Source organism: Thalassospira sp. ER-Se-21-Dark (assembly GCF_017922435.1).
Lineage (GTDB): Bacteria > Pseudomonadota > Alphaproteobacteria > Rhodospirillales > Thalassospiraceae > Thalassospira.
The window spans coordinates 134359-161352 of sequence record NZ_VDEZ01000002.1 but is presented as its reverse complement, the minus strand read 5'-3'; the positions used below and the strand labels follow the sequence as shown (position 1 = coordinate 161352).

Sequence of the window (26994 nt, the reverse complement as noted above, 5' to 3'; positions counted from 1 at the left end):
GTTAACCTCACGGTTTTGATTGCACGTCAGAACCTGTGATCAATCGCGCGCCCTTTTTACGGAACAGGTAACTCCAGACCCACTGCACCATCACAAGTGCGGGGGCCCGAATGCCAATCAGGAAGTAAATATGGGCCAAGCCCCATATCCACCAAGCCAGCCAGCCCTTGATCTTGAACCCGTTCAGATCAATCACAGCACGGTGGCGACCAATGGTCGCAAGGTTGCCTGCATGGCTGTATTTGAACGGCGGCGTGCTTTGTCCTTTCAAAACATCAAGGATACGACCGGCAACATATTTGCCTTGCTGCTTGGCCGCAGGGGCAATACCCGGAACGGTCTGATCGTTGCCCCACTTCACATGCGCCGCATCGCCAATGACAAAGACATTGTCATACCCCGGCAAAGACAGATCGCTTTCGACAATAACCCGCCCGCCACGATCAACTGGCTTTTCCGTCCAGTCCTTAAGGTCGGGCACCTCGACGCCCGCGGCCCAGATGACATTCGCACTGGGGATGAAATCATCGCCAATCTTGGCACCTTCCACTGTAATATCGGAAACTTGCTGCCCCAGACGGACATCGACACCCATCGTCTCAAGCGACTTTTGGGTATAGTCCGATAAATCATCCGGAAAGGCTGCCAGAAGCTTCGGTCCGCCTTCTGCCAAGATGATATTGGCATCGCGCGGGTCGATACGGCGGAAATCATGGGAAAGGGCCTGCTTGGCGAGCTCTGCAATCGCGCCTGCCATTTCAACACCCGTCGGCCCGCCGCCAACCACGACGAAATTCAACAGTTTGCGTTTTTCTGCCTCGTCCTCGCTGTTTTCAGCGCGCTCGAACGCAAGCAAAAGCCTTTTTCGGATATCGGTGGCCTCGGAGATGTTTTTCAATCCCGGCGCCGACCGCGCCCAGTGATTTTTGCCAAAGTAGGAGGTCACCGCCCCGGTCGCGAGAACGAGAAAGTCATATCCCAATTCCCGATCACCGCCGATGATCCGTTTGCCGTCAAGGTCAATGCCGGTCACTTCCCCCATAAAAACAGAAACATTTGCAGACCGGCTGAAAATGCTGCGGACCGGCCAGGCGATTTCCGCTGGCGAGAGATCGGCTGTTGCCACCTGATAGAGCAAGGGCTGAAACAGGTGATGATTGCGCTTGTCGATCAAAACGACGTCGACATCTTTGCCCGCCAGTTTTTTGGCGACACTCATACCAGCAAAACCGGCTCCAACAACAACGACCCGTTTGCGTTCTGACATGAGTTTTGTGCTCCTGCTGTGCTGACAAACCTTATGCGAAAACACCGTTGTTACGCATGTCGCAAAAGGGCGTCGATTAACTGCCTCTAAACAGAACGCGAAACATCCCAATGCGTTCCATCCACACGGTCAATCGTCAATCACTGGACTGATCGGTAACCGGGACCGAAGCGGAAACCTCGCTTTTAATCCAGGCACCGAATGCTTCAACTTCGCGGAGGTTATCGCCCCGGCCGGTATGCACATAGTGATAACAATGACCTTTGATTTCCGGGCCAAATGGCATCACCAGCAATCCTGCATCAATTTCTGCGCGTGCCATCACCGGACTGGCCAAAACAACGCCTTGGCCTGCAATCGCCGCCTGAATGGCGTGACTGTCATCAGAAAAACTGATCCCGGCGGACGGCAAGTGATCGGCAGCGCCTGCCACCTGCCCCCATCTTTGCCATGTCGGAGTCGCATCATCGGGGCGTAACCAGTCAAAATGCAGTAAGGTCGCATTGCGCAAGTCTTCCGGCTTTTTCAGGCCCAGTGCCGGACTGGAAAGTGGCACGAACTGTTCACGAAACATCGTGTGTGCAACCAGTCCCGGATAGGGTCCGACACCATATCGAATGGCAGCATCCGCCACACCACGGGCAAGGTCGACGGCCTCTGGCGAGGTGTGAAGTCGCAAGTTGATATCGGGGTATTCTGCCTGAAACCCAGACAGGCGTGGCAACAGCCATTTTGCCGCAAAGGATGGAATGACCGAAACCGTCATGCTGCGCGATACCGGGCGGTTCCGCACCCGATCAACTGCCTTGGCAAAGGCGGCAAAGCCATCACGCAAAACCGGATACAACTCCTGCCCGACATCGGTCAGAACAACCTGCCGTGGCTTGCGGTCAAACAACCGGACACCCAGCGTGCCTTCAAGAAGGCGCACTTGATGGCTGATCGCGGTCGGCGTGACGCCAAGCTCGGATGCGGCATTCTTGAAACTTTGATGGCGTGCTGCGGCTTCAAAGGCGCGCAGCGTCGCAAGCGGAGGCAACGACATATGAATGAATTCAACTCATCTGTTGGCTGAGGAATTCGATTTTGCCGTGTGAATGAAATTCCGTCAATCCTTGGTCATCAAACCAAAACACAGATGAACCATTTTCATCACATGGAGAACATGATGACCAGAATTCTTCATATCGACAGCAGCGCCCGGCCCGGCAGGTCCGATCAGAAACAACATGGTTCGCACAGCCGCCGCTTGACGGCCAAGTTCATCGAACACTGGCTGGCCAAGCGACCGGAAACCGAAATCATCTATCGCGATGTCGGCGCAAATCCGCCAAGCCCGGTGACCGGAGATTGGGTTCATGCAGCATTCACCAAACCCGAAGACCGCGAAGAATGGATGCGTCACACCTTGCGCGAAAGCGATCAACTGGTCGACGAACTGCTTGCCACCGACATCATCGTTGCCGGGGTACCAATGTATAATTTCGGCATGCCGTCACAGATGAAGGCCTGGGTCGATAACATTGTCCGCGTTGGCCGGACATTCGGCTTTGACCGTACGCGTGGCGACATTCCCTATTGGCCAATGGTGACCGGCAACAAATCGATTGTCGCCCTGTCATCACGTGGCGACTATGGCTATGGGCCCGATGGTCGTATTGCGCACCTGAACTTTGTCGAAGGCGGGCTGTTTACCCCGCTGCAATATATCGGCATCACTGATCAGTTTGGTGCGGCCATTGAATATGACGAATTTGCCGACGAACGAACCGATGCCTCCATTCACGCAGCCGAACAAGAAGTCATCGGTCTTGTTGATCAGCTTCTTGCCAAACATCGCGATGTAAAGGTCGCATGACTTCCCTGGCGGGAGGGCCCGACCTTCCCGCCAATTTTCGCACATACCCGCACAGCTATCTGACGGATTTCACACCACAGACCAAGACAGAGAAAGCACGGCAGGTTATAAGCAGGGTCATTGATCGGGCTATCACGATAACAAGGACTGACCATGAATAACGCATTCACCCTTCATCCCCAGCTTGCCGCCGATACCACCCTTGTCACCGACGGGCCGTTATCGCATGTGCTTTTGATGAATGATGCACGTTATCCTTGGCTCATTCTGGTGCCCAGACGCCCCGACCTTGTCGATTACGACGACCTGAGTGCGGAGGACCGCAAAACCCTTGGTGACGAAGTCGCGGCGGTTTCAAGCGTCATCAAGCGTCGCTTTGATGCCTTCAAAACCAATGTCGCGATGCTTGGCAATATGGTGCCGCAGCTTCATTGCCACGTCATCGGCCGCTTCAAGGACGATGACGCATGGCCGGGCCCGGTTTGGGGTGTTGGCACCGCCAAACCCTATGACGAAGACGAAGGTCGTGACCGTCTGGCCGCCCTTCGTGCCGATCTGATATCGGCCTTCAAGCATCTTTGAAGGCCGTCAGTAATATCGCTACGGCGTAATAAGACGCCACCATCAAAAAGGCCACACCCCATGCCGGATCTGGAACGCGATACGATATTCCTGCTCAAACCCGACTTTGAAGATCCTGCATGGCCAAACCAACGCTTTTACTGCTGGCATTGTGCGTTGATTGATGGGGTTTTGGGATCTTTCCCGGACTTGCTTGCCGGACTCGATATTCGTCATATCAATTGGCCCCGTCCCCGGCATGATGTGATTGCGCTTTTGGGCGAAGATCATCAATCACTTCCGGTAATGATCCTGAAATCCGGCGATACATCATCGCTTCAAACCGGCACCGCAAATGGTCATGCCTTCATTGATGGCAAGGACAACATTTTGCTGGCTTTGAGCGAACGACACGGCTTCCCTGTGCCCCACCCTTGACGCATATCAAGGAAGGCAAGTTTGGAATAATGCAAAAGACGGACAGAACGAATTATCGGGATGTCCGTCATGCAGCTTGCCCTTTACGAAAAATACGACCTGCGACTGCCGCGCTATACCAGCTATCCGACCGCGCCGCATTTCCATGCCGATGTGAATGGCGAGGTGTTTGAAGGCTGGCTTGGCGATCTTGATCCCGCACAGCCGCTTTCGCTTTATCTGCATGTCCCCTATTGCGAGGAAATGTGCTGGTTCTGCGGCTGCAACACCAAGATCACCAAAACTTACAAACCGGTGAATGGCTATGTCACAGCCCTTCTGACAGAGATCGAAGGCACCCTTGGCAAACTGCCCACAGATCAGAAATTCACGGTGTCGCACATTCACTTTGGCGGCGGCAGCCCGACCATCCTCAAGGCCGACGATCTGCGCGCCATCATGGCCGCAATTCGTTCTCGCCTTGATATCCTTGATGATGCCGAAATTGCCATTGAAATGGATCCGCGCACCGCGACCGATGATTTCATGGAATCCATGGTCGAATGCGGCTTTAACCGTGCCAGTATCGGCATTCAGGATTTCAACCAACAGGTCCAGACAGCGGTTAACCGCATTCAAAGCATGCAGCTTGTCCGTGATGTGATTGCCAAATTGCGCTCGCACGGGATTGCCGGCATCAATGTCGATCTGATGTATGGCCTGCCGTTTCAGACCGTCGACTCACTGCGCGAAACGGTTGATCAGACTGTGGAGCTTTGCCCCGATCGCCTGTCGGTCTTTGGCTATGCCCATGTGCCATGGATGAAAAAGCATCAACAGCTTATCCCGACCGAGGCCCTGCCAGATACCGGGGAACGCTGGGCACAGTATGAGGAAATCCAGAACCGCCTTGCCAAGCATGGCTTTGTTGCCATCGGCCTTGATCACTTCGCCCATCAGGCCGACAGCATGGCGCGCGCCCTGTCTGACGGCCTGCTTCACCGGAACTTTCAGGGCTACACCACCGACCGGGCAGAAGCCCTGATCGGGTTTGGCCCGTCTGCGATTTCGTCCCTGCCGCAGGGTTATGCGCAAAATGACCCGGCGCTGGCCCGCTGGCAGCGCGCGGTCGAAGGTGGCAAATGCGCCATTGAAAAGGGTGTTGCCCTGACCAATGAGGACAAATTGCGCCGCGACATCATTAATGAGTTGATGTGCAATCTTGCCGTCGACCTTGACCCGGTTTGCGCCAGCCACGGCATTTCGGCTGATCGCTTCGCGCCGGAGCTTGAACGCATCAAGGCAATGACCCGGGATGGCATTGTCGAAGTTCAAGGGAATTACATCAAACTGAGCGAGTTGGGCCGTCCGCTGGTCCGCGCCGTTTGTGCCGCATTTGATACCTATCTTAACCACGCGCACGGGCGTCATTCACAAGCCGTTTGATAAGACAACCGCGCAGCAAGAAGGGAGCCTAAATGGCTCCCTTTTTTTATCTTATCAGGCCCCTTTGCGCAGGGTCAGAATGACAATACCGCTGACCACGACCAGACCGCCCAACATCTGGATCGGGCTGATCATCTGCCCCAGAATGATCCAGCCAAACAGCAATGTCGCGATTGGCTCCATATTCATTACTGGCGCATTGCGCGCCATATCAAGACGCGGCACATTGATGAACAGAACCGCGAACGCCCCGCCATAAAGCAGCATCAAGGCCAAAAGCCCCATCCATCCGGGCGTGGCATTCGGAAGCCCCATGCCACCCGGCACAACATCGCCGATCCCGGCAATGATCATCGAAACAAAAACAACCAGCATGGTAAACATCGAGCGCACCGGCCCGCTGATCCCGGCAAGCTTGTGATCGGTCACCCAGAAGGCCACCGAAAGAACGGTCGCTGCCATCAGCGCAAAGCCGATACCCAGCCACCAGCTTGATGTCACCTCTGCCCCGCCGCCGAGAATACCCGGAAGATCAAGCGCCAGCACAAGGCCCGACAGGATAAACAACATCAAACCTGCTGCGCGCAACGTCGGGCGTGGACCGCCAAGCCCCCATGTCAGCAACGCAAGAATGATCGGAAACGTATTGGCCGTCAGCAACGCCAGGGCGACCGGCACACGGGCAACTGCGGAATAAAGACACAGGCTCTGGATCGTGATCATCAGGCCAAGCACCAATTGCCAGCGCACCAGACCACGCGGCAAACGAATGGAATGACGTTTGAAATAGACAATCGCAATCAGGATCGAAAGCGCAACAGCCGAGCGGCATAAAACAGCCAGAAGCAGCCCAGTCCCGTTTTCAAATGTCAGACGTGCGGCAACATGGTTTGCCGCAAAAAAGCAGGCAACAGCAGCCAAAATCGCAACCGCAATGTGGCGTGGAAACAATTGCGGTGCGTTTAACGCACGCACAGCGGTGGGATCGGTCGGGGACGAAGACATCGGGGCGATATTCCTTGGTGGTGGTGCCCGGCGAATAGACCCGATACACCACAACAAAACAAGGTGTTATCGACCTTTCAGGTCAGGGAGCCCCCAAAAGCTCCAGACAGCGCTGTGCAACCATGCGGGCTGGCTGCAAGGACGGATGCTTGAATGGCACCAGTTCGGTGTCGGGCAAAAGCGGTCGGGCGTAGCCGCCTTCATAAAGGCTTTGATGCAGGCGCTTGTGCCGCTTGTTGGCCAGACCATCGGGATCAAAGATATAGACACCACCCGGTGCCGCCGCCGCCTCGCAGCACATCGAAACGGAATCACTTGTCACGATCTTCACATCGGCAAGCGCGAGATAGCCGAAATACGGGTTTTCGGCCTGGGATGTCCAGTCATGCAGGTGATAAGGCACGCCAGATGTCGCCAACCGCTCTGCAATCAGGGCTTCGTTTTCCACACCCGTACGGCGGCTGGTGGTGACAAGCAAAGACCCGTTGACCGCACTTGCAGCCTCAACCGCCTTATCGATCAGTTGTTCTGCCATTTCCTTTGTAAAGGTCGTGCGCTTGGTACTTCCGCCAATGATCAGGGCGAACTTTGGCTCCGGAAGGCCTTTGAAATGTGGGCGCCATTTGTCGGCCTCGATCAAAAGCCTGCTTTCGGTCACACGGTGCGGCGCACCCGGAATTTCGACGATATTTTCACGAATGACAGAACGGTCATGTGCCGGCACGGCAATCAGGTCAAAGGCACTTTCGAAGCCATCCGGTCGCATGATGATGCAAATGCGAGTATGGCCGCGACTTTGCTTTTTGATCCAGCGTGCCACGGGTGCAGAACGCCGCCCGCAACAGATGACAAGATCCGGCCAGGGCGCCACCAGTCGCCTGCGCGATGCCTCATCAATCCCGATCAGACTGGTTCGGCGGATAAAGTTCGGAAGACGCACAAATTTCGTAAACCCGATATCAATGCGCTTGAAAGGCTGTGCCAATGCCTCGGCAACCCCCAAACACTGATTGACATTGCCGGTCCGGTCATCGGCCAGAACCCAGATCAGGTGTGTGTCTTCGTCGTTCATGCAGGGAACTTTCCTGACAGGTTTGTTCGGGCTTGATCAACCGTGCATAAATATGGTCTGAAAATCCCGCGGATGCTTTCCTGATAGGTACAGCCTGATCCAACGATTATCAAGCATGAGAAACATCGGTAAAATTTGCGCTGGGCTTTGAAATCTTTTTGTAATCTAATCCCGACGCCCCACCTTTAAGGGAAGACTTCCCACCCTTAAGAAGGGGTCGATCAAAGACCAACGCCAACGTGGACAGAATGCTGAACTCTTCGGTTTCAATCAAAAGAATATCCCGGATCGTATTATGCGGTTTGCTTGCACTGCTGCCGGTAACCGTGTGGTTGGTCACGGCGTTCTGGCATGAGGCAAAGCTGATCGACATCACGGAAGATGGGCGCAACAAGCTTGAACTGTATCGATCCAACCTTCAGGGCGCGATCAAGGAACACGAATATCTGCCCATTACGCTGGCATCGGATAAACGCATCATCGATCTTGCAATTCATGCCGATCCGGTGATCGCCAAGGCCGTCAACATTTACCTTGAAAAACTGGCCGCCGACAGCGGCGCCTCAGACATCTATTTCATGGATCAAAATGGCGACACCCTGGCTGCCAGCAACTGGAACAGCGATGCGTCCTTTATCGGGCGCAACTTTTCCTTCCGCCCCTATTTCCAGCAGGCCAAAAGCGGCCTGACCGGTCATTACTTTGCCTTCGGGATTACCTCGAACGTACCGGGTTATTATATCTCCCACCCGGTGCGCCCGGACGGGACGCGTTTTGCTGGGGCCGTGGTGGTCAAGACCCACCTTGAAACCCTTGTGCAACGTTGGGCGCGCGGCAGCGAAAGCGTTCTGGTCACCGATCAGAACGGCGTCGTTATCATTTCATCCAACCTCGATTGGCGGTTTCGCGACCTTGCCGGGCTCGGTAACAATGACCGTCCCCGCCTGATCGCGTCGCGCAAATATGGTGACTATCCGCTTGAACCCATGCCGTTGCTGGATGGGGCATGGCCGGTTGACGATAACCCGGCAATTCTCAGCCTCGGCCCGGTTGCCAGCGAAGACGAGGCACGAACCGCCAACGAACAAGCAACCGGCAAACCGCAAACGCGCCAGACCACGCCAGACAAGACAACCTATCTGGTCACGGCTAGCACACTTCCCAAGCAGGGCTGGCGGATGTTTCTTTTGACCGATAAATCCGTGCTGGATCGATCCGTGATCAGTGCGGGTGCAATGGGCGGGGCTGCGCATATCATTCTGACCGGTCTGATTTTCATCATCCTGCAACGCCGGCGCGCGATGCTTGAACAGCTTGAAATCCGCGACTGGTCGCAACGCGAACTGGAACGTCAGGTTCGCCTGCGCACGACCGATCTTATGAACACCAACCAGCGCCTGGCAGAGGAAATTACCGAGCGATCCCGTACCGAAGACGCGCTTCGCACAGCCCAGGCCGAACTGGTCCAAACCAGCAAGCTTGCCGCCCTTGGTCAGATGTCCGCCGGGATCGCCCATGAAATCAACCAGCCCCTGACCGCCATTCGGAACTATGCGGAAAACGCGATGAAGTTCATCGCACGCGACAATAAGGAAACGGCAAACCGCAACCTGCAACGGATTTCAGAACTGACCGATCGTATGGGGCGCATTACCGGCAACCTCAAAACATTTTCGCGCCGCCCGGAACAGGATAATCATCCGGTCGATGTCCCGGCCCAGATGCAGATGGCAATTGATCTTGCGATTGAAAGCGGACGTGCGGGCGTCGAAAACATTACCCTGCAACAGCACGGCGATGTCAAACACGTCATTGCCGAGGCCAATCAGCTGACCCAGGTCTTTACCAATCTCATCAATAACGCGGCGGATGCCTGCCAGAATATGGCCAACCCCGAAATTGATATCGCGATCACCGGCGGCGAAGACCGTGTGATTGTGAAGGTTAATGACAACGGGCATGGCATTTTGCCAGACAACCTGCCCAAGCTTTTTGATCCCTTCTTTACCACCAAACCGTTTGGTGATGGCCTGGGGCTTGGCCTTTCAATCTGTTATGGCATCATTCGAAGCTTTGGCGGAACGCTCCGTGCGGAAAACCGCCCGCAAGGCGGCGCTTCTTTCATTGTCGAGCTCCGCTATGATGGCCCCGGCGATACGGAACCGAAAAACAGCATCTCGACGCCCGCCTTCACGGCTGCTAAAACACCCTCAGAAACCCGCACATACCTTGCAAACCATCACGATCAGGGCTGACACGCAAATTGTCCTCTGATCCTGTTATCGGGTCAAAGGATAAGCCAGTGCCAACCAGTGCCGAATGCGTTCTGTTTGTTGACGATGACGAAGATGTGCGTGAAGCCGCACACCAAACGCTGGAGCTTGCCGACATCCCTGTCGAGGTGTTCTCGGACGCCGCGTCTGCGGTTGAACGCCTGAAAAAAGGCTGGCCGGGCATTGTGATTTCCGACATTCGCATGCCGAAAATGGACGGCCTTGATCTGCTGACAGAGATCAAAAAGATCGATCCGGAAATGCCGGTAATTCTGGTCACCGGGCATGGTGATGTCGCAACCGCCGTTCAGGCCATGCATGACGGGGCATTTGATTTTATCGAAAAGCCATATGCCCCGGATCTGTTCATCGACATTACCCGCCGCGCGATGAGCCACCGCGCCCTTGTGCTTGAGAACCGCACACTCAAGATCGAACTCGCGCGCCATTCCAAAAACGCATCGGACTTCATTGGTCGTAATCCGGCGATGGAAAAGCTGCGCACCCTCATCGGCAATGTCGCGGCCACCAACGCCCATGTCCTGATCAACGGCGAAACCGGATCGGGCAAGGAAGTAATCGCACGAAATCTGCATGAAATGTCGGGGCGCCCCGGCCCGTTTGTGGCGGTGAATTGCGGCGGCATGCCCGAACATCTGATTGAATCAGAACTGTTTGGCCACGAAGCCGGCGCCTTTACCGGGGCCGATCACAAACGCATCGGCAAGTTCGAATTTGCTGACAAGGGCACACTGTTCCTTGATGAGATCGAAAGCATGCCGCTTGCGCTGCAAATCAAATTGCTGCGGGTTTTGCAAGAACGCGCGGTTGAACGGCTTGGATCAAACCGGGTCCTGCCGATCGACTTGCGGGTTATTGCTGCAACCAAGGTCGATCTTCGGTCGGCCTCGGCACGTGGTGCGTTTCGCGAAGATCTTTATTATCGCCTGAATGTCGTGCAACTGCATATCCCGCCACTTCGTGATCGCAAGGATGACATCGCGCTGTTGTTTGAATATTTCACCCGTGACGCTGCCAAGCGGTTTGAGCGTACCGTCACCGCCTTGAGTGCGGCGGAACTGGCACGGTTCAATGCCTATGACTGGCCGGGCAATGTGCGCGAGCTCCGCAATGCCGCCGAACGCCGTGTTCTTGGTCTTGATCCCCTGACAAACAACGAGGATGGCGAAGACAATTATGCCGTCCCCCTGCCCCAGCAAGTCGAGGCATTTGAAAAAAGCCTGATTACCGAAGCCCTGCGCGAACATGGCGGCAATGTTACGGCCACGGTCAGTGCGCTTGGCGTGCCGCGCAAGACGTTTTACGACAAGCTGACCAAATACAACATTGTCCCGGCCGAATTCCGACGCCCGCGCTAATCAATCGATCAGGAGCCCGTCAGTTAGACGGGCTTTTTTTATTGTCTCGCCCCGTCAAATCCGCGCCCGGCATCGTGTGCGGCGTTCCGCACACTGCCGCGAAATACGTGTGCGCCTTCACGCACGAAATAGCTAAAATTTGTTGCGCCGCAGCAACATGAAATCCACCTTATTTCATTGATATAATTATATAAATCCAACTGATTTCGAACTGGCCCGGTGCTTGCTGATTACGGCACAGCGCCAAACGGCGTTTTAGAACGACGCCAAAAATGGCGCGCTAACGGGAAAACAGATTTAATTCATCAAGGGAGACGTTTTGATGCGTCCTATCAGCAAAAGCATTCTTGCTGCTGGCGTTGCTGCCGCAGCACTTCTGGGGTCCAACTTTGCCGCCTCGGCGCAGGAAGTGATCAAGTTCGCGCACGTTGTTGCACCGAACACCCCGAAAGGCCAGGGTGCCGACTTCTTCAAAAAACGCGCCGAAGAAATTCTTGGCGACAAGGTCCAGATCGAAATCTATCCGAACTCGCAGCTGTTTGATGACGACAAGGTTCTTGCCGCTATCCTGCGTGGTGACGTTCAGTTCGGTGCACCGTCGCTTGCAAAATTCGGCAAATGGACCAAGAAACTTCAGGTCTATGATCTTCCGTTCTTGTTCAAGGACATGGATGCGGTTTCCTGCTTCCAGAATGGCGAAAAAGGTCAGGAATTGCTGAACGCAATGTCGTCCAAAGGCCTGACCGGTGTTGGTTACTGGCACAACGGCCTGAAACAGCTTTCGGCCAACAAGCCGCTGCGCGCACCGGAAGATGCTGCTGGTCAGAAATTCCGTATTCAGTCGTCTGACGTGATCGCCGCCCAGTTCGAAGCTGTTGATGCGGTTCCGCAGAAAATGGCCTTCTCGGAAACCTATTCGGCCCTTCAGACCGGCGTTGTTGACGGTCAGGAAAACACCTGGTCGAACATCTATTCCAAAAAGTTCTTCGAAGTTCAGGATTACATCACCGAATCCAACCACGGTCTGCTTGACTACATGGTCGTTACCTCGACCAAGTGGTGGGAAGGTCTGGATCCGGAAATCCGCGACGGCCTCGCGCAGGCGATGAAAGAAGCCAGCGATTACGCAAACGGCCTGTCGGCGGAACTAACCGCAGAACAGCGTCAGGCAGTTATTGACTCCGGCGAAACCGAAATCCTGCAGCTTTCCGGCGAAGAATTCGCCAAATGGCAGACTGCAATGAAACCGGTTTGGGATGAGTTCTCTGGCGATATCGGCCAGGACATCATCGACGCCGCTGCTGCGTGCAACTGATCCGTACTTTTTTCCCAACATCATCGGAAAAGGGCCGTTCAAGATGATCTCAACGGTCGTTAACCGGCTGGAGGAGGGCATTATTGCCCTCCTGCTCGCCGCTATGACGTCGCTTACCTTTGTAAACGTCGTCATGCGTTACGTGTTCAATTCCGGCCTGACCTGGGCCTTGGAAACCACGGAATTTCTTTTTGCCTGGCTGATCCTGTTTGGCATGTCCTATGGGGTCAAGGTTGGGTCGCACATCGGGGTGGACGCCCTCGTTCGCCTGTTCCCCAAGAATGCCCAGCGCGTCATCGGTCTGATCGTCGTCGCAGCAGGCATTCTGTATTCAAGCTGGCTGATTATTGGCGGCTGGGAGCTGGTCAGCTTCAACCACATGCTTGAAATGGAAGCCGAAGACAGCCCGATCATGCTGTGGATCGTCTATCTGATCATGCCGGTGGGTGCCGCTTTGCTGGCATTCCGTCTGGCACAGGTTGGCTGGCGCATCATTACCGGCCAACAGGTTGGCTTCAATCTGGCTGACGAAGCGCGCGAAGCGATTGATCAGCTTGGCGCAAGCACCGTGGAGGACGACAAGTCCGCCACCGCTTCGACGCCAAAGTCGTAAGCCGGACAGGGGGAACATTCAAATGACTATCGCATTCCTGTTTATCCTGCTGTTTGGCTTGATGGCGCTTGGCGCACCGATTGCCATTTCGCTGGGTGTTGCGTCGCTTTCGACCATCCTTCTTTTTGGCGACGACAGCCTTGCCACCCTGGCAGAAAAGCTTTTTGGCGGGATGGAGCACTACACCCTTCTTGCCATTCCCTACTTCATTCTGGCATCGGCCTTCCTGTCGACCGGCGGGGTTGCCCGCCGTCTGATTCGCTTTGCCATTGATACCGTGGGCTGGTTCCCCGGTGGTCTTGCCATGGCATCGGTTCTGGCCTGCATGCTGTTTGCGGCTGTTTCGGGCTCAAGCCCGGCAACCGTCGTTGCCATCGGCTCCATCGTAATTGCCGGTATGGTGCGCGCAGGTTACCCGCAAAGCTTTGCGGCTGGTGTGATCTGCAATGCCGGTACGCTTGGCATTCTGATCCCGCCATCCATCGTGATGGTTGTTTACGCCGCCGCGACCGAGGTTTCGGTTGGTCGTATGTTCCTTGCTGGCGTTATTCCGGGGATCATGGTCGGCCTGATGTTGATGATTGCGATCTATATCGTTGCACGCATCAAGAAACTGCCAAGCCAGCCCCGCCCGACCCTTGGTGAATGGGGCGGTGCGCTGTTTTCGGCATCGGGTGGCCTGTTGCTGGTTCTGCTGATCATGGGTGGCATTTATGGCGGGGTCTTCACCCCGACCGAGGCCGCGGCAGTTGCCGCGTTCTATGCCATGTTTGTTGCCGTGCTGTTTTACCGTGATATGGGCCCGATCAAGGAACTTTCGTGGGTGCCTGAAAACGGCAATACCGGCATTGGCAGCCTGATGGCGCACAACCTTCCGAAAATGGGCAAGGCACTGGTCCTGATCCCGTTTGACAAGGAAGTCCGTCACGTCCTGCTTGATGCCGGTAAAGTCACTATCATGCTGATGTTCATCATCGCCAACGCGATGCTGTTTGCCCATGTTCTGACCTCTGAACGTATCCCGCACACCATTGCCGAAACCATCATTGGATGGGGCCTGCCGGCATGGGGCTTCCTGATTGTTGTCAACATCGTTTTGCTGATTGCCGGCAACTTCATGGAACCATCGGCGATCCTTCTGATCATGGCGCCGATCCTGTTCCCGATTGCCATGCAGTTGGGCATTGATCCGATCCATCTGGGCATCATCATGGTGGTCAATATGGAAATCGGCATGATCACGCCGCCGGTCGGATTGAACCTGTTTGTGACATCCGGGATTACCGGCATGCCGTTGCTCAAGGTCGTGAAGGCTGCCTTCCCGTGGCTTCTGATCCTGCTGGGCTTCCTGATCCTGATCACCTATGTCCCGGTGATATCGACCTGGCTTCCGACCACCCTGATGGGCCCGGAACGGATCATGACCCACTAACCGGGTTTGATCGCAAACACACAAAAAGCAAGGGCGGCATTCAATCGGATGCCGCCCTTGATGTATTTCAGTGCCACGGCCCGCGACATGCGGTAGTATTGGTTAAACCCATGACAACCAAGAAAAACTAGGCCTGTTTGCGCCTCTGGAAGGAGCGGTTTCAAAATGTCCAAGATGAATTTCAACGACTATGGCCGCTGCATGGCGACCTATAACAGCTGGCAGAACGGCGTGCTGTTTGACCTCTGCGATCAGATTGGCGATGTCGAACGGCGGTTGGATCGCAATATGTTCTTTAGCTGTATCCACAATACCCTAAACCACATCCTGTATGTTGATCTGCGCATTCTGACCGTCCTGCGCACCGGTGAAGCCGGTCCGTTCGAGCCGACCACCATCGTTGCCGACGATTTCGAAACGCTCAAGGCCATGCGGGCCGAAGTCGATGCCGACATAACCGAATTCGTCGAAGGCACCGATCACAGTTGGCAGGATGAAATCCGCGAACTGCCCTTCCCCGATGGCGTCACCCGCAAACTCCCCCGACAGCTGTTTCTGGTGCAACTGTTCAATCATCAAACCCATCATCGTTCCCAGATCACAAGCGAACTGCACAAGATGGGCCTTGATTACGGCAACACGGACGTGCCCTACACGCCCGATCTGCCAATAAGCTAGGAAGCAATCCAAGCAACCGCTGGCAGAAGCCTGAATATTATGGATAATACAGGGCTCGGGATTATCACACCCGACGCCCCACATTGCTGCGCCTTGGTCACTTTGCTTACCTGCGCGTGCTTGCATACTCCGCGCAACGCGTTCCCTCTGCCCGGGGAATCTGACCCGCCGCCAAACACTGAACGGAATTGATTGCGCATGTCCACGCCCCTGCCCAGCGCATCGCTTGACCCGAAAAAGCTTGCCATCTTGCTTGCCGCACTGGTTGCGACGGCACCATTTGCCATTGATACCTATCTGCCGGCGATCCCGGCAATGGCGCGCGACTTTGGCGAGGCCACCCATGCTGTTGAAGTTTCCGTCAGTACCTTCTTGATCGGATTTGCCTTGGGACAACTGATCGGCGGACCTTTGTCTGACCGGATTGGTCGACGGCCCATCGCCTTGGTCGGGTTGGTAATCTATATCGTCACCAGCGCGATTATCACCACCGTCGACAGCGCCTTTTCGCTGAATGTCATGCGCTTTTTCCAGGCGATTGGCGGCGGATTTTCGATTGTGATTGTCGGTGCGTCGGTGCGCGATCTGTTTGAAGGCAAGGAAGCCGCGCGCATGTTTGCGCTGATTGCGGTGATCATGATGATTGCACCGCTTGTCGCACCAACCATCGGCTCGTTACTGCTGGCCTGGTCAACATGGCAATCGATCTTCGTGCTGCTGATTGTCTATGGCAGCCTGATGCTTGCCATCGTTTACCTGAAACTGCCCGAAACAAGCTTGATGCGCCGACGCCATCCCGGCCCGGTACGCCGGGTTTGGTGGACCTATCTGGAAGTCCTGCGCACGCGCAAGGCGGTTGGCTTTATGCTGACCCATGCCGGGGCCAGTGCGGTGATGTTCAGTTTCGTCACCGACAGCCCGTTTATGTATATCGATTTCTTTGGCGTGCCGCAGGCATACTTCCCCTATCTGTTCGGGGCCAATGTTGCGGTGATTATCATCTGTAACCGGCTCAACAATCCGTTGCTCAAACGCCTCGAATGCCATCAGATTCTAAAAATCGGTACCGGCATTCAACTTGTCGCGACCATCGGCTTGTTCATTGCGACAAATGTCTTTGAGCCAAGCTTGTGGACGGTGGTGCCGTTCATCATGTTCTCGGTCGGACTGATCGGTCTGACGGCCCCGAATGCCACGGCGTCCTTCATGCAATACTTCCCGTATATCGGCGGTACGGCGACGGCCCTTTTGGGGACGATCCAGTTCGCCACCGGCGCGGTTGCAGGCATCGTCATCGGTCATTTTCATGACAACACATTGTTGCCACTGACCGTATCGATGCTGGGCTTTGCGATTTTTGCCAATCTGATGGTCCATTTTATGGCCGACGCCAAACAGACAGAATCCCCCACCTGATCAAGTTGCTGATCACACCGCCCCCGCCACCACTCATTTCAGGATATCCTCAATGGCCCGAATGACATTTGACGATTATGGCTGCGTAATGGCCAAATACAACACGTGGCAGAACAGTGTGCTTTATGATCTTTGCGATCAGATTGGCGACGAAGAACGCCGTCGTGATCGCAGCATGTTCTTTAAGTCGATCAATGCCACCCTTAATCATCTGGTGCATATCGACCGTCGTATTCTCAGCATCATGAAAACCGGAAACGCCCCGGTCTATGATGCCCACACGCAGGTCGCCGATGATTTTGATGAGTTGCGCCAAATCCGCCGCAACCTTGATGCCGAGATCGAGGCGTTTGTCGCCGCGGACGATCGTGACTGGCAGGATGGATATCGGGAATTCACCGGTGTCGACGGCATCACGCGCAACCTGCCCCGCCCGCTATTTTTGGTGCAATTTTTCAATCACCAAACCCATCACCGTTCCCAAATCACCAGCGAATTGCACAAGATGGGCATGGATTACGGCATCACCGACGTGCCGTTGACACCGGATTTGGGACTTTAACAGACCGACGGTCAAAGCACTCTATGCCTATTTCCCGGTGAAGACCGGTTTGCGTTTTTCGAGAAACGCGGTGTAGCCTTCCTTGAAATCGGCACTTTCAAAGGCGCGGTAGCCTTCATCAAATTCATGCATATCAATTGAGCCGCCCTGACGCAGGCGGTTCAGCATGCTTTTGTGCGCTCGCTGCGTCAGCGGCGCGCCACCGGCAATGCGTTTGCCGGTCTTGGCAACTTCCTCGTCAAACACTTCAAGTGCAACATGGCGGGCGATAAAGCCGATCTCGCGCGCCCGGACGACGTCAAACACCTGCCCTTCAAGCAGGATTTCAAACAAAGCCGCCTCGCCCAGCAGATCAAGCATGATTTCAAGCTCGGGATAGCCAAGTGTTGCACCAAGCTTCATCGGCGGCACGGCGAATTTTGCGTTATCGGCGGCAATGCGCATGTCGCACGCTGCCGCCAGCACGAATGACGCCCCCATACACGGGCCATCAATCGCGGCAATTACCGGATGGGTGCAGTTCTGAATGGTCTGAAGCGCCTCGGCATGCAGCATGCCGTAATCGCGAGCCTTTTCGAACCCGGACCGTTCACGCACGAACTCATGAATGTCTGCCCCTGCGCCAAAACCAGCCCCTTCGCCACCGCGAATAATCACACAACGCAGATCAAGATCATCCGACAATTCGTGGACAATCGTCGCCAACGCGCCCCACATCGGTTTGGTCAGGGCGTTCTTGCGTTCCGGCTGACAGATCGTGATGGAGGCAACGCGATCATTAATGGTGACATTCAGTCCGGTCTGATCAGTCATGGCATTTCCTTTTGGGGCTTGCTGTTTGGGCACAGCTTAAATCGGCATAACGATACCGAATAAACCCAAAATGCGGTTTTGCCAACAAAAGACCAGTTGGCTGCGCCCGACTTCGGTTAGTCCCGCAATGTGCCAAGCTTCTCGCCCAGCCATTTGACAGCCTGCTCAACATCCGCCTCGTAATGGATTGTCGGCGGCTTCATCCCGTGCACAAACAAATCGCGCCGGATATCATGTTTCGTGCCACTAAAGACAATCAGCCCGCCCCGGCTGCGCACTTTGTGAACGAGGCTTGCCAGCGTATTGGCAGCCGTCGAATCAAGAAAAGGCACGGCTGAAAAATCAACAACCAGCGCACGGCGCGTATCACCGATACGATCCAGCACCGATCCGAAGGCCGCCGTCGCCCCAAAGAAAAAGACGCCGGAAATTCGGTAAACAACGATGTCGGGATCACCGGCCGATACAGGATCCGATGCCATCAAGACGACCTGATTATCCGCCCGGTCTTCGGCAACAAAAGGTGTGGCACTTTCGATATCGGCCATGCGTGACATACGCCGGATAAACAGAACCGATCCCAACGCAAACCCGACAACAATCGCCTCAAGCAGATCGCGAAACACGGTCAGAAGCAACGTTGTCAGCAAAACCGCCGCATCACCACGCGATGATCGCAGCAAAGTAACGATGGCGTGCTTTTCGATCATGTTCCAGGCAACGGTTGCCAACAGACCGGCAAGGCATGCCAGGGGAATGAACCCCGCCAAGGGGGCCGCAATCAGAATGAACAGCAACAGAAATACGCCGTGCAAAATTCCGGCGATCGGACCGTGTGCCTTGGACCGCACATTGGTTGCTGTGCGCGCGATTGTGCCGGTGACGCAAATGCCCCCGAACAGGCCCGATGCAACGTTTGCAACGCCCTGTGCTACCAGTTCGCAGTTTGATCTGTGCCGACGTCCGGTCATGCCATCGGCCACCACAGCAGACAGCAGCGACTCAATCGCCCCCAAAAGTGCGAAGGCAATGGCGTTTGGCAGGACGGCCTGCGCCTTGGCAAAATCGATATCGGGCAAGGACGGCATTGGAAAACTGCTTGGAATGCCGCCGTAAATACTGCCGATCGTTGCAACCGGAAGATCAAAAACAGCCGTTATCAACGCGGCACCGACCACGGCAATCAGCATGCCTGGCCAATGCGGGCGAAGATGTTTAAGCCCGACAATCACCAGAATAGTCGACCCGGACAGCATCACGGTCGCAAGATCCATACTCGGCAAGGCGGCCCAGATAACCGGCAGCTTTTCAAGAAACGGTCCCGGCTCCGGACCACCAAGATCAAGTCCAAGCAGATCCTTGATCTGGCTGGCAAAGATGATGAAGGCAATTCCGGCGGTAAATCCAACCGTCACAGGATAGGGAATAAACTTGATATAGGTGCCCAGCCTGAACAGGCCGATTAAAACCAGAAGCCCACCCGCCATGATCGTTGCCAGCAACAGGCCATCCATGCCGTGCGCCTGAACGGTGGCGGCGACGAGTACAATAAAGGCGCCCGCCGGCCCCCCGATCTGAAACCGGCTCCCGCCCAGAAGCGAGACCAGTATCCCGCCAATAATCGCGGTATAAAGGCCTTGTGCGGGTGTCGCCCCGGATGCAATTGCAATCGCCATCGACAACGGCAAGGCAACGATGGCAACCGTCAGCCCGGCAATTGCATCTGCACGCAGTTGGGCAAGACCGTACCCTTCACGCAAAACGGTGATCAGTTTCGGTGTAAACAGTTCGACAAAATCCGGTTTTGGATACCGGCTTTTCTCTGGATTTTCTGGCTTCATTTTGCTTGGCACCCTCATTGGGTGATTGCACACATCAGTTTCCCGGCGGGGCCGGGATGACACTGGCTCTTACCGATCAGCAGTCACCAAGTTTGGCGACTACACGAACTGGCATTTTTGACTGCACGCTAATCGTTACCCGAATGTCGGGTTTCCGCTTCCTTCAGCCGAACACCCCGACCCGCCCCCATACTCGGAACCTGGTCGCCAATAAGCTCGATACCTGCACGGTCAAGCGCCTCAACCACCTTTGAAAGGGTATCTACGACTCCTCGTACATTGCCCTGACTGGCTTCCATGCGCTGAATGGTCGGAACCGAGACGCCTGACATTTCTGCCAGCATTTTCTGGTCAATCCCCAAAAGGGCCCGCGCGGCCCGCATCTGTCCGGCTGTAATCATCAAGTCACCCTTCCAACAGGCAGATCATCAAACTCCAGATGTAACAAATTCACCTTATAACTTCAATTATGATATCTCAGATATCATTACTGGCGCATTATGTATCATCTCAATGACGGCAGCCCCCCACTTGCATCCCCTTGCTCGGGCAACAGAAACCTCAAAGAAACCTGACCAACTGGTCAGCGGCTTTTCTTTGCGCTTTTCGGCCAAAAGCGCTAAGAGGTCGGCAAATAGTCGATCCGGAGAAGGTATAGCCGCCATGACCACTGAAAAACCGACCGCGCATTGCACCTATGCTGCCAAAACTGTCGCCAAGATTTTGCTGGATATCGGGGCTGTGAATTTCCGCCCGGAAGAGGCCTATATCCTGACATCCGGCTGGGCCAGCCCGGTTTACATCGATTGCCGCAAACTGATTTCCTTCCCGCGCGCACGCCGCAAGGTTATTGAACTCGCCGCCCGTCAGGTATCCGATGCGGCTGGCTACGAGGCCTTTGACGCGGTTGCTGGTGGTGAAACAGCTGGTATTCCCTATTCCGCATGGCTCGCCGATGCGCTTGACCTGCCGATGCAGTATGTCCGCAAAAAGCCCAAGGGCTTTGGCCGCAAGGCCCGTATCGAAGGCGACATCCACGAAGGACAGCGCGTTCTTCTGGTCGAAGACCTTGCCACGGACGGCGCATCAAAGGTCAACTTCGTCAACGCCATCCGCGAAGCCGGTGCCGAGTGCAAACATGCCTTTGTCGTCTTCTTCTATGACATCTTCGAAGGCGCGCTTGACGAACTGCGCAAGGACGACATCGAAATGCATTACCTTGCAACCTGGGCCGATGTCCTCGCCGTTGCCGAAGAAGGCGAATATTTCAGCAAGGATGCCGTCGAAGGTGTGCGCTCCTTCCTGAACGACCCGATCGGCTGGTCAAAGGCCAATGGCGGCAAGCACGACTAAGCCGAAATGCTAAACGTCGGAAACACAAAAACGCCCGCAGATTTCCCCTGCGGGCGTTTTGCTTTACTTGACCGATCTGCCGGTAATTATCCCACCATATCCAATTCGCGCTTTGTCGTCTTTGCCGGGATCGCAGCCCCGATCTCGCGTGCTTTCTTTACATGCTCCTCCGGGTCATTCCCATCGGCCAGCAACAGCAACTCCGACGTTGCAACCTCCACACCGCAATAATCAAAAATGCCCTGATGAATTTGCAGCTTCATCGCCCCGAAATAGCCATGCCGAGCAAAGGTGCCAATTCCTGCACCACCAATCGCGACAAGGTGAACCTTTAGATGGTTCAGTTTTTTGATCACCTTCTCACCGTCGATATCCTTGTAAGCCCAGCCATTTGAGAACACCCGGTCGATCCAGCCTTTCATGATCGCGGGCATTGACCACCAGTAAATAGGAAAAACCAGAACGAGTGTATCAGCGGCTTCAATTCGTTTCTGCTCTGCAAGCACATCGTCTGGAAAAGGTGCCTTCATCTCGAAGGCGTCAATATCATCCTGACTGAAACGCGGATCAAATCCCTGGGCAAACAGATCGGCCAACTCGAAACTGTTTTCGGAACCGCTATCCGCAATACCATTGCCGATTTCATTCGCAATCGCGTGTGTGAGCGAACCGGCATTGGGGTGTCCAACAACAATAAGCGCATGCATGATTGATCTCCTTGTCAACAGATTGCCATAAGCTGGCAGTCTGTATATACTTTTAGTAAGTTACTTTCCGTAAGTTACCTTTGGTATATAAACATGTCAAGCAGCGACATCGCGAATTCACGTCACAGCAAACCACGCAAACGCTTATCTCGAGAAGAACGCGGCCGACAACTTATTGAAATAGCTTGGCAAATGATTCATGCCGACGGTACGGAAGCACTAAGCCTTGGCAATCTGGCAGTACAAGCTGGTGTGACCAAGCCTGTCGTCTACGATCACTTCGGCACTCGCTCAGGATTGTTGATCGCGCTTTACAAAGACTACGATGAGCGCCAAAACGCCCTGCTCGATGAGGCGCTCAAGGCGAGTGCCGCAACCCTCCACGACAGGGCATGGGTTATTGCGTCGGCCTATGTCGATTGTATCGTTTTACAGGGGCGCGAAATGTCTGGTGTGATTGCTGCACTTGCCGGTTCCCCGGAACTCGAAGAGTTTAAGCGCGATTACAATGTTCTCTATATCGAAAAATGCCGCAACATACTGAGCCCCTTCAGCCCGAGCGGAACAATTCCCAAAGTTCGGCTTTGGGGTTACCTTGGTGCAGCAGAGTCACTTTCTTACGCTGCTGCCACCAAAGAGATTTCTGTGAGCCAAGCCAAGCAGGAATTGTTTGAAACGGTTATTAACATGGTTATGCGCGACGAACGTAGTGAAGCAAAGTCTTAGTTAACGGTGGATGCCATCACCTGCGCGACGAATTCCTCTTTGACGAGTTTATCGCCAGCGAAATCACATCACCGACTTGCTGGTCGCAACCATCATGCTGTCTCGCGGTATCATGCGTAAACGGTTTGCCAGATACCCGTCCTTGCACGTGATGAATTCGTGCAGTTCCCGATAATAGGTGGCCGGCACTGCGTTTCGGACCGTCTCGTGCTTGGCCAAATCGCTTGCCCAGCCTCGTAATCCGGGAAAACCGGCAAACAGATCCCGGTTCAGCCCGACCGCGATCAGGGCAAACGGCCGAAAAACCGTCGCAAAAACGATATCAAGCATCGAAAGGTCTGTGTCCGCGTCCACGGCCTGTGGCGACATCAGATCCGACACAATCGACATCTGTTTGTTAATCTGATGGATCGTCGCATCCACACTGCTTTCAGACAGATCGCGATAAATCAGATCTGCGGTAAGCGATAATAACTTATCGCCAATCGCAACCACCGCCTGCGCCAACGCATGGTCATAGGCATCCGCCCCACACGGTTTTTTACCCGTTATTGCCTCAAGGTACTGACAGATGGCGGCGGCCTCAAACAAGGTCCGCTCATCATCAACCACCAGAACGGGAACATTGCCGGTCGGGCTTAGCGCCAGAAACCAGTCCGGCTTGGCATCAAGGGCAATGTCGGTGCGTTTATGGGCTATCCCATTTTGCGCCAGAACCATCGCCACACGCTGGACATAGGGGCAAAGCCGGTGACCGATCAAATGATATGATGACATCAGCTCCACTCCCGCGCCGCATCACAACCAATCATCGCCTTAGCCCATATGATGGATGTTGAGTTTGTTACCATCGGGATCGCGGAAGTAGGCCGCGTAAAACCCGTTCTCATGGCGCTGTCCCGGCTCACCTTCCGACGATGCACCAAGCGAGATCGCCTTTTTATAAAGCGCATCGACCTGGTCACGTGACACGGCTGAAAGTGCGATCATCGTGCCATTTCCAACCGTTGCCGCATTCCCGTCAAACGGAACATGCACCGAAAATGCCGGGCTGTTTTCTCCAGCACTCCAGACGATAAAGTCCGGCTGTTCAAAGACGCGCTGCGCACCAAATCCGGCAAGCAATGCGTCATAAAACGCGCCCGAACGGGATAGATCGTTGGTGCCGAGTGATGTGTATCCGATCATGTTTTCTTTCCTGACATATGACGGTGAATTCCGTATGCCGATCACCGTAAGGAATTTCAATTTTGCAATACATAGGCAATTTTGTAGTATCTGATTGCAAATTTGAAACGGAGCACCAATTGGACTGGAACTATATCAAGTCGTTTCTCGCCATCGCAGAAACAGGGTCACTTGAATTGGCCGCGCAGAAAATCCGGGTTAGCAACACCACGGTGTTTCGCCATATTCATGCGCTTGAAGAACAGGCTGGCACCCGGCTTTTTGATCGCATTCGCGGCCAATACAGCCTGACCGATGCCGGGACAGAAATGCTTGTGCCCGCCCGTCAAATCATGAACAGCTTTGATGTCATCAAAACTACCATTTCGGGGGCGGATGCCACACCGGCCGGGTTGGTGCGCATTACCGCCCCGACCAGTTTTTCCTATTTCTTTTTGCCAGACCATCTCGCCAGCTTTCAGGATCAATGGCCTGATATTCAGATCGACCTGCTTGCCAGCAACCTCGAATTCAATATGACGCAGCGATATGCCGATATTGCCGTGCGGGTTGCGCCCAACCCGCCCGAACATCTTGTTGGCAAGGAAATCCGCGCACTGGAATGGGGCATCTATGGTGCCGCAGACCGATATCAGCCGGCAAAGCTTGATGACCTGTTGGCGGAGCCCTTCATCGGTGCATCCGGAACACTGGCAAGTTACGCACCTTATAAATGGCTCGATGCGAACCGCCGCACGCCGCATAAACAGCAAACCGATGATCTGATCGCAATGGCACATCTGGTGGGCGCCGGATGCGGCCTGGCCTGTTTGCCATCCGATCTTGCCCTTCCGGGGTTGCGGTTGCTTGCGCCGTTACCGGAAATACCGGCAAACAAACTTTGGGTTTTAACCCATCCTGATCTGCGCAACATTTCGCGCATCCGCGAAACCATGCGATGGATCGCCAAATCATTGAAGGACGAACCGCGGCTTTCACCGGGCAAAGAACTTTGAATGTAAAGAACGCTCGATATTACCGTCTGATTGCATTCCTTGGCCACGCACTTGCCCGGACTGGACAGACTCCGTAACGACGTTCAATATGTTCGCAAGCAAAAGCAAAGTCATAGCAGTGACTGTGGCAGAGTTCGGGACAACAAACTGACGTGACCAAGGCGCGCTCGCCACCGGTCGGAGGAACAACGCATGTCGATGCGCAAGATTGTCAAATGCCTGCCCGCAATCGGACTGGGCCTTGCCCTGTCGGGGTGCATGGCCCCGGTCGAAGAACCGGTCACGATGTCCAACAGTTCCGACACCATTGTTACCCCGTGGGGTGCACCAGCCCAGAATACCCGCCCGGTATCATCCCCGGCCACCATGTCGGGATCTACGTCTGCGGGGGAAAATGACAATCTCGTCATGATGGACGATCCCAATCGCAAGGCGATGGATGAAATGCGCCAAAAGGAGATCGACGAAGCCCGTATTGCGCTCGGCATTCTTGATCGGATGGCGCAGCGCTGCGTTCAGTCCGGCGATGCCGCGGCCTGCACAACGCTTCAAACCAATTGGAGCACCCTGTCACAGCAATTGCACAAGACGCTTTCGATGATGTCAGGTGACACGATGCAGATGCCAACCAGTGTTCCGACCGATGATCCGGCGATGCCCGCCATGCCCGCGATGAACGACAGCGCACCGATGTCACCTGCCCCCGTCACGCCCCCCGCAACAACAGGCGTTCCGGCTGGCGGCGACATCCCGACCATGGAAAAAACCATCCCGATGACTGAACCGGGCGCTGACGGGTAATACTTGGCCCGAAATTACAACTTGGAATAATTTAATTTGAGATAGAGCAAAGAAACCATCCCGAGACGACGATAGGTTAGCCACAGACATTAAGGCCAAGGGCAATTTGACAGATTTCGGGTCAGCCCCATGCCACCTACCGAATGGAGATCGGATCATGTATCGGGATATTCTTGTTCATATCGACACCTCAGCTGCCTGCAAGGAACGCCTTTCTGTTGCGTTGAAAGTTGCCAAGGCGCAGGACGCGCACCTTACCGGTCTTTTTCTGCTGCCCTATCCTGAAATTCCGCGCTTCATGGAAGTCCAGATCACCGAGGAAATCATCAATCAGCAGCGATCTGCGATGGCTGAAACCGCAAAGGCCGCACGCACCCAGTTCGAAGAAACCTGCAATGCAGCCGGTGTTGCTTTCAGCTGGCAGGAAACCTCCTGCCCGGCGTCCGAAATTGCCGATACCACCGCGATGTATGCCCGCCATCATGATCTGACGGTTCTGGGCCAGCACGACCCGGAAAGTTCCGATCCGTGCTCTGTCTCGGAAATGCCGGACAAAGTCATCCTGACCGCAGGTGCACCGGTTCTGCTTGTCCCCTATGTCGGCAAGTTTGAGACCATCGGTGATCGCGTCATGGTCGCCTGGAAGCCTTATCGCGAAGCCGTGCGTGCGATGAATGACAGCATGCCGTTCCTTGAGGCCGCAAAATCCGTTCTGGTTCTTTGTGCCGACCCGAACAAGGGTGCCCGCGATACCATGCCGGTTCCGGGTGTCGATATTGGCGAACGCCTGAAATGCCATGGCGTGAATGCCAAGAAAGAAAGCATGAACGCATCTGGCATCAGCGTTGGCGACCTTATTTTGTCGCGCGCAGCCGATGAAAGCATCGATCTGATGGTGTGCGGTGCGTATGGCCGTCCGCGCCTGCGTGAACTGATGCTTGGTGGCGTCACCCAGCACCTTCTGCGTCACATGACCGTTCCGGTCCTGATGTCGCACTAGGCAACAACATTTCGCATTCCCAAAAACCGGCCGGAACTTTCGGCCGGTTTTTTATTGGCTATGTCGATTGCGAACTTGCAAACAGGCAATCGCACACGGACTAATCCCTTGTCTAGCCACAGAAAAATCAAGCAATCAGCTTCTATCTCCGTCACAAAATCCAAAAATTACCCGCAAATTTATCTGATCATCAACATTAATACATATTGAAAATCATATGTGATTTCTGTCATGATTGATTTTTCCGATGGATGAAAACGATTTAATTGTGGCGCA

Annotated in this window: 27 protein-coding genes; 17 read left to right on the top strand and 10 right to left on the bottom strand. The window is 54.7% G+C overall.

The window, feature by feature from the left end; translation table 11 throughout:
- Positions 1 to 7 precede the first annotated feature (7 nt).
- The gene (locus FHI25_RS08410) at positions 8 to 1267 is read right to left on the bottom strand and encodes an NAD(P)/FAD-dependent oxidoreductase (RefSeq protein ID WP_210516764.1); all 1260 of its coding nucleotides are present in this window, start codon (positions 1265 to 1267) and stop codon (positions 8 to 10) included.
- Between the two features lie 136 nt (positions 1268 to 1403).
- Positions 1404 to 2312: a transcriptional regulator GcvA gene (gene gcvA, locus FHI25_RS08405; RefSeq protein ID WP_210516762.1), complete on the bottom strand. Its 909-nt coding sequence runs from the start codon at positions 2310 to 2312 to the stop codon at positions 1404 to 1406.
- 123 nt (positions 2313 to 2435) lie between these two features.
- Here gcvA and FHI25_RS08400 point away from each other — a divergent pair, with 123 nt between their 5' ends.
- From FHI25_RS08400 to hemN, 4 genes are all read left to right on the top strand, one after another.
- Positions 2436 to 3125, top strand: a complete 690-nt coding sequence (locus tag FHI25_RS08400) for an NAD(P)H-dependent oxidoreductase (protein WP_210516760.1) — start codon at positions 2436 to 2438, stop codon at positions 3123 to 3125.
- A 153-nt stretch (positions 3126 to 3278) separates the two neighbouring features.
- Complete coding sequence (locus FHI25_RS08395; RefSeq protein ID WP_210516758.1) at positions 3279 to 3707, top strand: HIT family protein; 429 nt, start codon at positions 3279 to 3281, stop codon at positions 3705 to 3707.
- Between the two features lie 60 nt (positions 3708 to 3767).
- The gene (locus tag FHI25_RS08390; protein ID WP_064790101.1) at positions 3768 to 4124 is read left to right on the top strand and encodes a DUF3088 domain-containing protein; all 357 of its coding nucleotides are present in this window, start codon (positions 3768 to 3770) and stop codon (positions 4122 to 4124) included.
- Between the two features lie 69 nt (positions 4125 to 4193).
- Complete coding sequence (gene hemN, locus FHI25_RS08385; protein ID WP_210516756.1) at positions 4194 to 5549, top strand: oxygen-independent coproporphyrinogen III oxidase; 1356 nt, start codon at positions 4194 to 4196, stop codon at positions 5547 to 5549.
- A 54-nt stretch (positions 5550 to 5603) separates the two neighbouring features.
- Here the strand turns inward: hemN and FHI25_RS08380 are convergent, their stop codons facing one another.
- Both FHI25_RS08380 and FHI25_RS08375 read right to left on the bottom strand, forming a co-directional pair.
- The gene (locus FHI25_RS08380; protein WP_210516753.1) at positions 5604 to 6554 is read right to left on the bottom strand and encodes a DMT family transporter; all 951 of its coding nucleotides are present in this window, start codon (positions 6552 to 6554) and stop codon (positions 5604 to 5606) included.
- 82 nt (positions 6555 to 6636) lie between these two features.
- Positions 6637 to 7626, bottom strand: coding sequence for a mitochondrial fission ELM1 family protein (locus tag FHI25_RS08375; RefSeq protein WP_210516751.1), 990 nt, complete (start codon positions 7624 to 7626; stop codon positions 6637 to 6639).
- Between the two features lie 302 nt (positions 7627 to 7928).
- Between FHI25_RS08375 and FHI25_RS08370 the strand changes: the two genes are divergently transcribed.
- The 8 genes from FHI25_RS08370 to FHI25_RS08335 all read left to right on the top strand — a co-directional run bounded on the left by FHI25_RS08370 (position 7929) and on the right by FHI25_RS08335 (position 17294).
- Positions 7929 to 9881, top strand: a complete 1953-nt coding sequence (locus tag FHI25_RS08370; RefSeq protein ID WP_246879012.1) for an ATP-binding protein — start codon at positions 7929 to 7931, stop codon at positions 9879 to 9881.
- Between the two features lie 47 nt (positions 9882 to 9928).
- The gene (locus tag FHI25_RS08365) at positions 9929 to 11278 is read left to right on the top strand and encodes a sigma-54 dependent transcriptional regulator (protein WP_210516747.1); all 1350 of its coding nucleotides are present in this window, start codon (positions 9929 to 9931) and stop codon (positions 11276 to 11278) included.
- A gap of 322 nt (positions 11279 to 11600) precedes the next feature.
- Complete coding sequence (locus tag FHI25_RS08360; RefSeq protein ID WP_064790094.1) at positions 11601 to 12593, top strand: TRAP transporter substrate-binding protein; 993 nt, start codon at positions 11601 to 11603, stop codon at positions 12591 to 12593.
- A 43-nt stretch (positions 12594 to 12636) separates the two neighbouring features.
- A complete protein-coding gene (locus tag FHI25_RS08355; protein ID WP_008891328.1) occupies positions 12637 to 13206 on the top strand; it encodes a TRAP transporter small permease in 570 nt (189 codons plus the stop codon).
- Positions 13207 to 13228: 22 nt separating this feature from the next.
- Positions 13229 to 14638 carry a TRAP transporter large permease subunit gene (locus FHI25_RS08350; protein WP_008891327.1) on the top strand — a complete coding sequence of 470 codons (1410 nt, stop codon included), beginning with the start codon at positions 13229 to 13231 and terminating at the stop codon, positions 14636 to 14638.
- 165 nt (positions 14639 to 14803) lie between these two features.
- The gene (locus tag FHI25_RS08345) at positions 14804 to 15316 is read left to right on the top strand and encodes a DinB family protein (protein ID WP_210516745.1); all 513 of its coding nucleotides are present in this window, start codon (positions 14804 to 14806) and stop codon (positions 15314 to 15316) included.
- A 198-nt stretch (positions 15317 to 15514) separates the two neighbouring features.
- Entirely contained in the window at positions 15515 to 16732 is a 1218-nt protein-coding gene (locus tag FHI25_RS08340; RefSeq protein ID WP_210516743.1) for a Bcr/CflA family multidrug efflux MFS transporter, read from the top strand.
- A gap of 52 nt (positions 16733 to 16784) precedes the next feature.
- The gene (locus FHI25_RS08335) at positions 16785 to 17294 is read left to right on the top strand and encodes a DinB family protein (protein ID WP_210516741.1); all 510 of its coding nucleotides are present in this window, start codon (positions 16785 to 16787) and stop codon (positions 17292 to 17294) included.
- 27 nt (positions 17295 to 17321) lie between these two features.
- On the opposite strand, the gene FHI25_RS08330 is transcribed toward FHI25_RS08335, so the two are convergent.
- The 3 genes from FHI25_RS08330 to FHI25_RS08320 all read right to left on the bottom strand — a co-directional run bounded on the left by FHI25_RS08330 (position 17322) and on the right by FHI25_RS08320 (position 20349).
- Positions 17322 to 18107, bottom strand: a complete 786-nt coding sequence (locus FHI25_RS08330) for an enoyl-CoA hydratase-related protein (RefSeq protein WP_210516739.1) — start codon at positions 18105 to 18107, stop codon at positions 17322 to 17324.
- A 116-nt stretch (positions 18108 to 18223) separates the two neighbouring features.
- Positions 18224 to 19948 (bottom strand): SulP family inorganic anion transporter, encoded by a 1725-nt coding sequence (locus FHI25_RS08325; RefSeq protein ID WP_210516737.1) that lies wholly within the window; start codon positions 19946 to 19948, stop codon positions 18224 to 18226.
- 128 nt (positions 19949 to 20076) lie between these two features.
- Entirely contained in the window at positions 20077 to 20349 is a 273-nt protein-coding gene (locus tag FHI25_RS08320) for a helix-turn-helix transcriptional regulator (RefSeq protein ID WP_210516735.1), read from the bottom strand.
- A 262-nt stretch (positions 20350 to 20611) separates the two neighbouring features.
- On the opposite strand from FHI25_RS08320, the gene FHI25_RS08315 reads away from it, so the two are divergent.
- Complete coding sequence (locus FHI25_RS08315) at positions 20612 to 21301, top strand: orotate phosphoribosyltransferase (RefSeq protein ID WP_210516733.1); 690 nt, start codon at positions 20612 to 20614, stop codon at positions 21299 to 21301.
- 86 nt (positions 21302 to 21387) lie between these two features.
- Here the strand turns inward: FHI25_RS08315 and FHI25_RS08310 are convergent, their stop codons facing one another.
- Positions 21388 to 22008: an NAD(P)H-dependent oxidoreductase gene (locus FHI25_RS08310; protein WP_210516731.1), complete on the bottom strand. Its 621-nt coding sequence runs from the start codon at positions 22006 to 22008 to the stop codon at positions 21388 to 21390.
- A 93-nt stretch (positions 22009 to 22101) separates the two neighbouring features.
- On the opposite strand from FHI25_RS08310, the gene FHI25_RS08305 reads away from it, so the two are divergent.
- Positions 22102 to 22734: a TetR/AcrR family transcriptional regulator gene (locus tag FHI25_RS08305; protein WP_210516729.1), complete on the top strand. Its 633-nt coding sequence runs from the start codon at positions 22102 to 22104 to the stop codon at positions 22732 to 22734.
- Between the two features lie 63 nt (positions 22735 to 22797).
- Here FHI25_RS08305 and FHI25_RS08300 read toward each other — a convergent pair whose 3' ends face one another.
- Both FHI25_RS08300 and FHI25_RS08295 read right to left on the bottom strand, forming a co-directional pair.
- Positions 22798 to 23511, bottom strand: coding sequence for a glutathione S-transferase family protein (locus FHI25_RS08300; RefSeq protein WP_210516727.1), 714 nt, complete (start codon positions 23509 to 23511; stop codon positions 22798 to 22800).
- A 39-nt stretch (positions 23512 to 23550) separates the two neighbouring features.
- Entirely contained in the window at positions 23551 to 23922 is a 372-nt protein-coding gene (locus tag FHI25_RS08295; RefSeq protein ID WP_210516725.1) for a VOC family protein, read from the bottom strand.
- A 119-nt stretch (positions 23923 to 24041) separates the two neighbouring features.
- On the opposite strand from FHI25_RS08295, the gene FHI25_RS08290 reads away from it, so the two are divergent.
- The 3 genes from FHI25_RS08290 (at position 24042) to FHI25_RS08280 (ending at position 26718) form a co-directional block, all read left to right on the top strand.
- Positions 24042 to 24917 carry a LysR family transcriptional regulator gene (locus FHI25_RS08290; RefSeq protein ID WP_210516723.1) on the top strand — a complete coding sequence of 292 codons (876 nt, stop codon included), beginning with the start codon at positions 24042 to 24044 and terminating at the stop codon, positions 24915 to 24917.
- Positions 24918 to 25109: 192 nt separating this feature from the next.
- Positions 25110 to 25718, top strand: coding sequence for a hypothetical protein (locus FHI25_RS08285; protein WP_210516721.1), 609 nt, complete (start codon positions 25110 to 25112; stop codon positions 25716 to 25718).
- Positions 25719 to 25875: 157 nt separating this feature from the next.
- Positions 25876 to 26718 carry a universal stress protein gene (locus tag FHI25_RS08280; RefSeq protein WP_210516719.1) on the top strand — a complete coding sequence of 281 codons (843 nt, stop codon included), beginning with the start codon at positions 25876 to 25878 and terminating at the stop codon, positions 26716 to 26718.
- Positions 26719 to 26994: the final 276 nt, after the last annotated feature.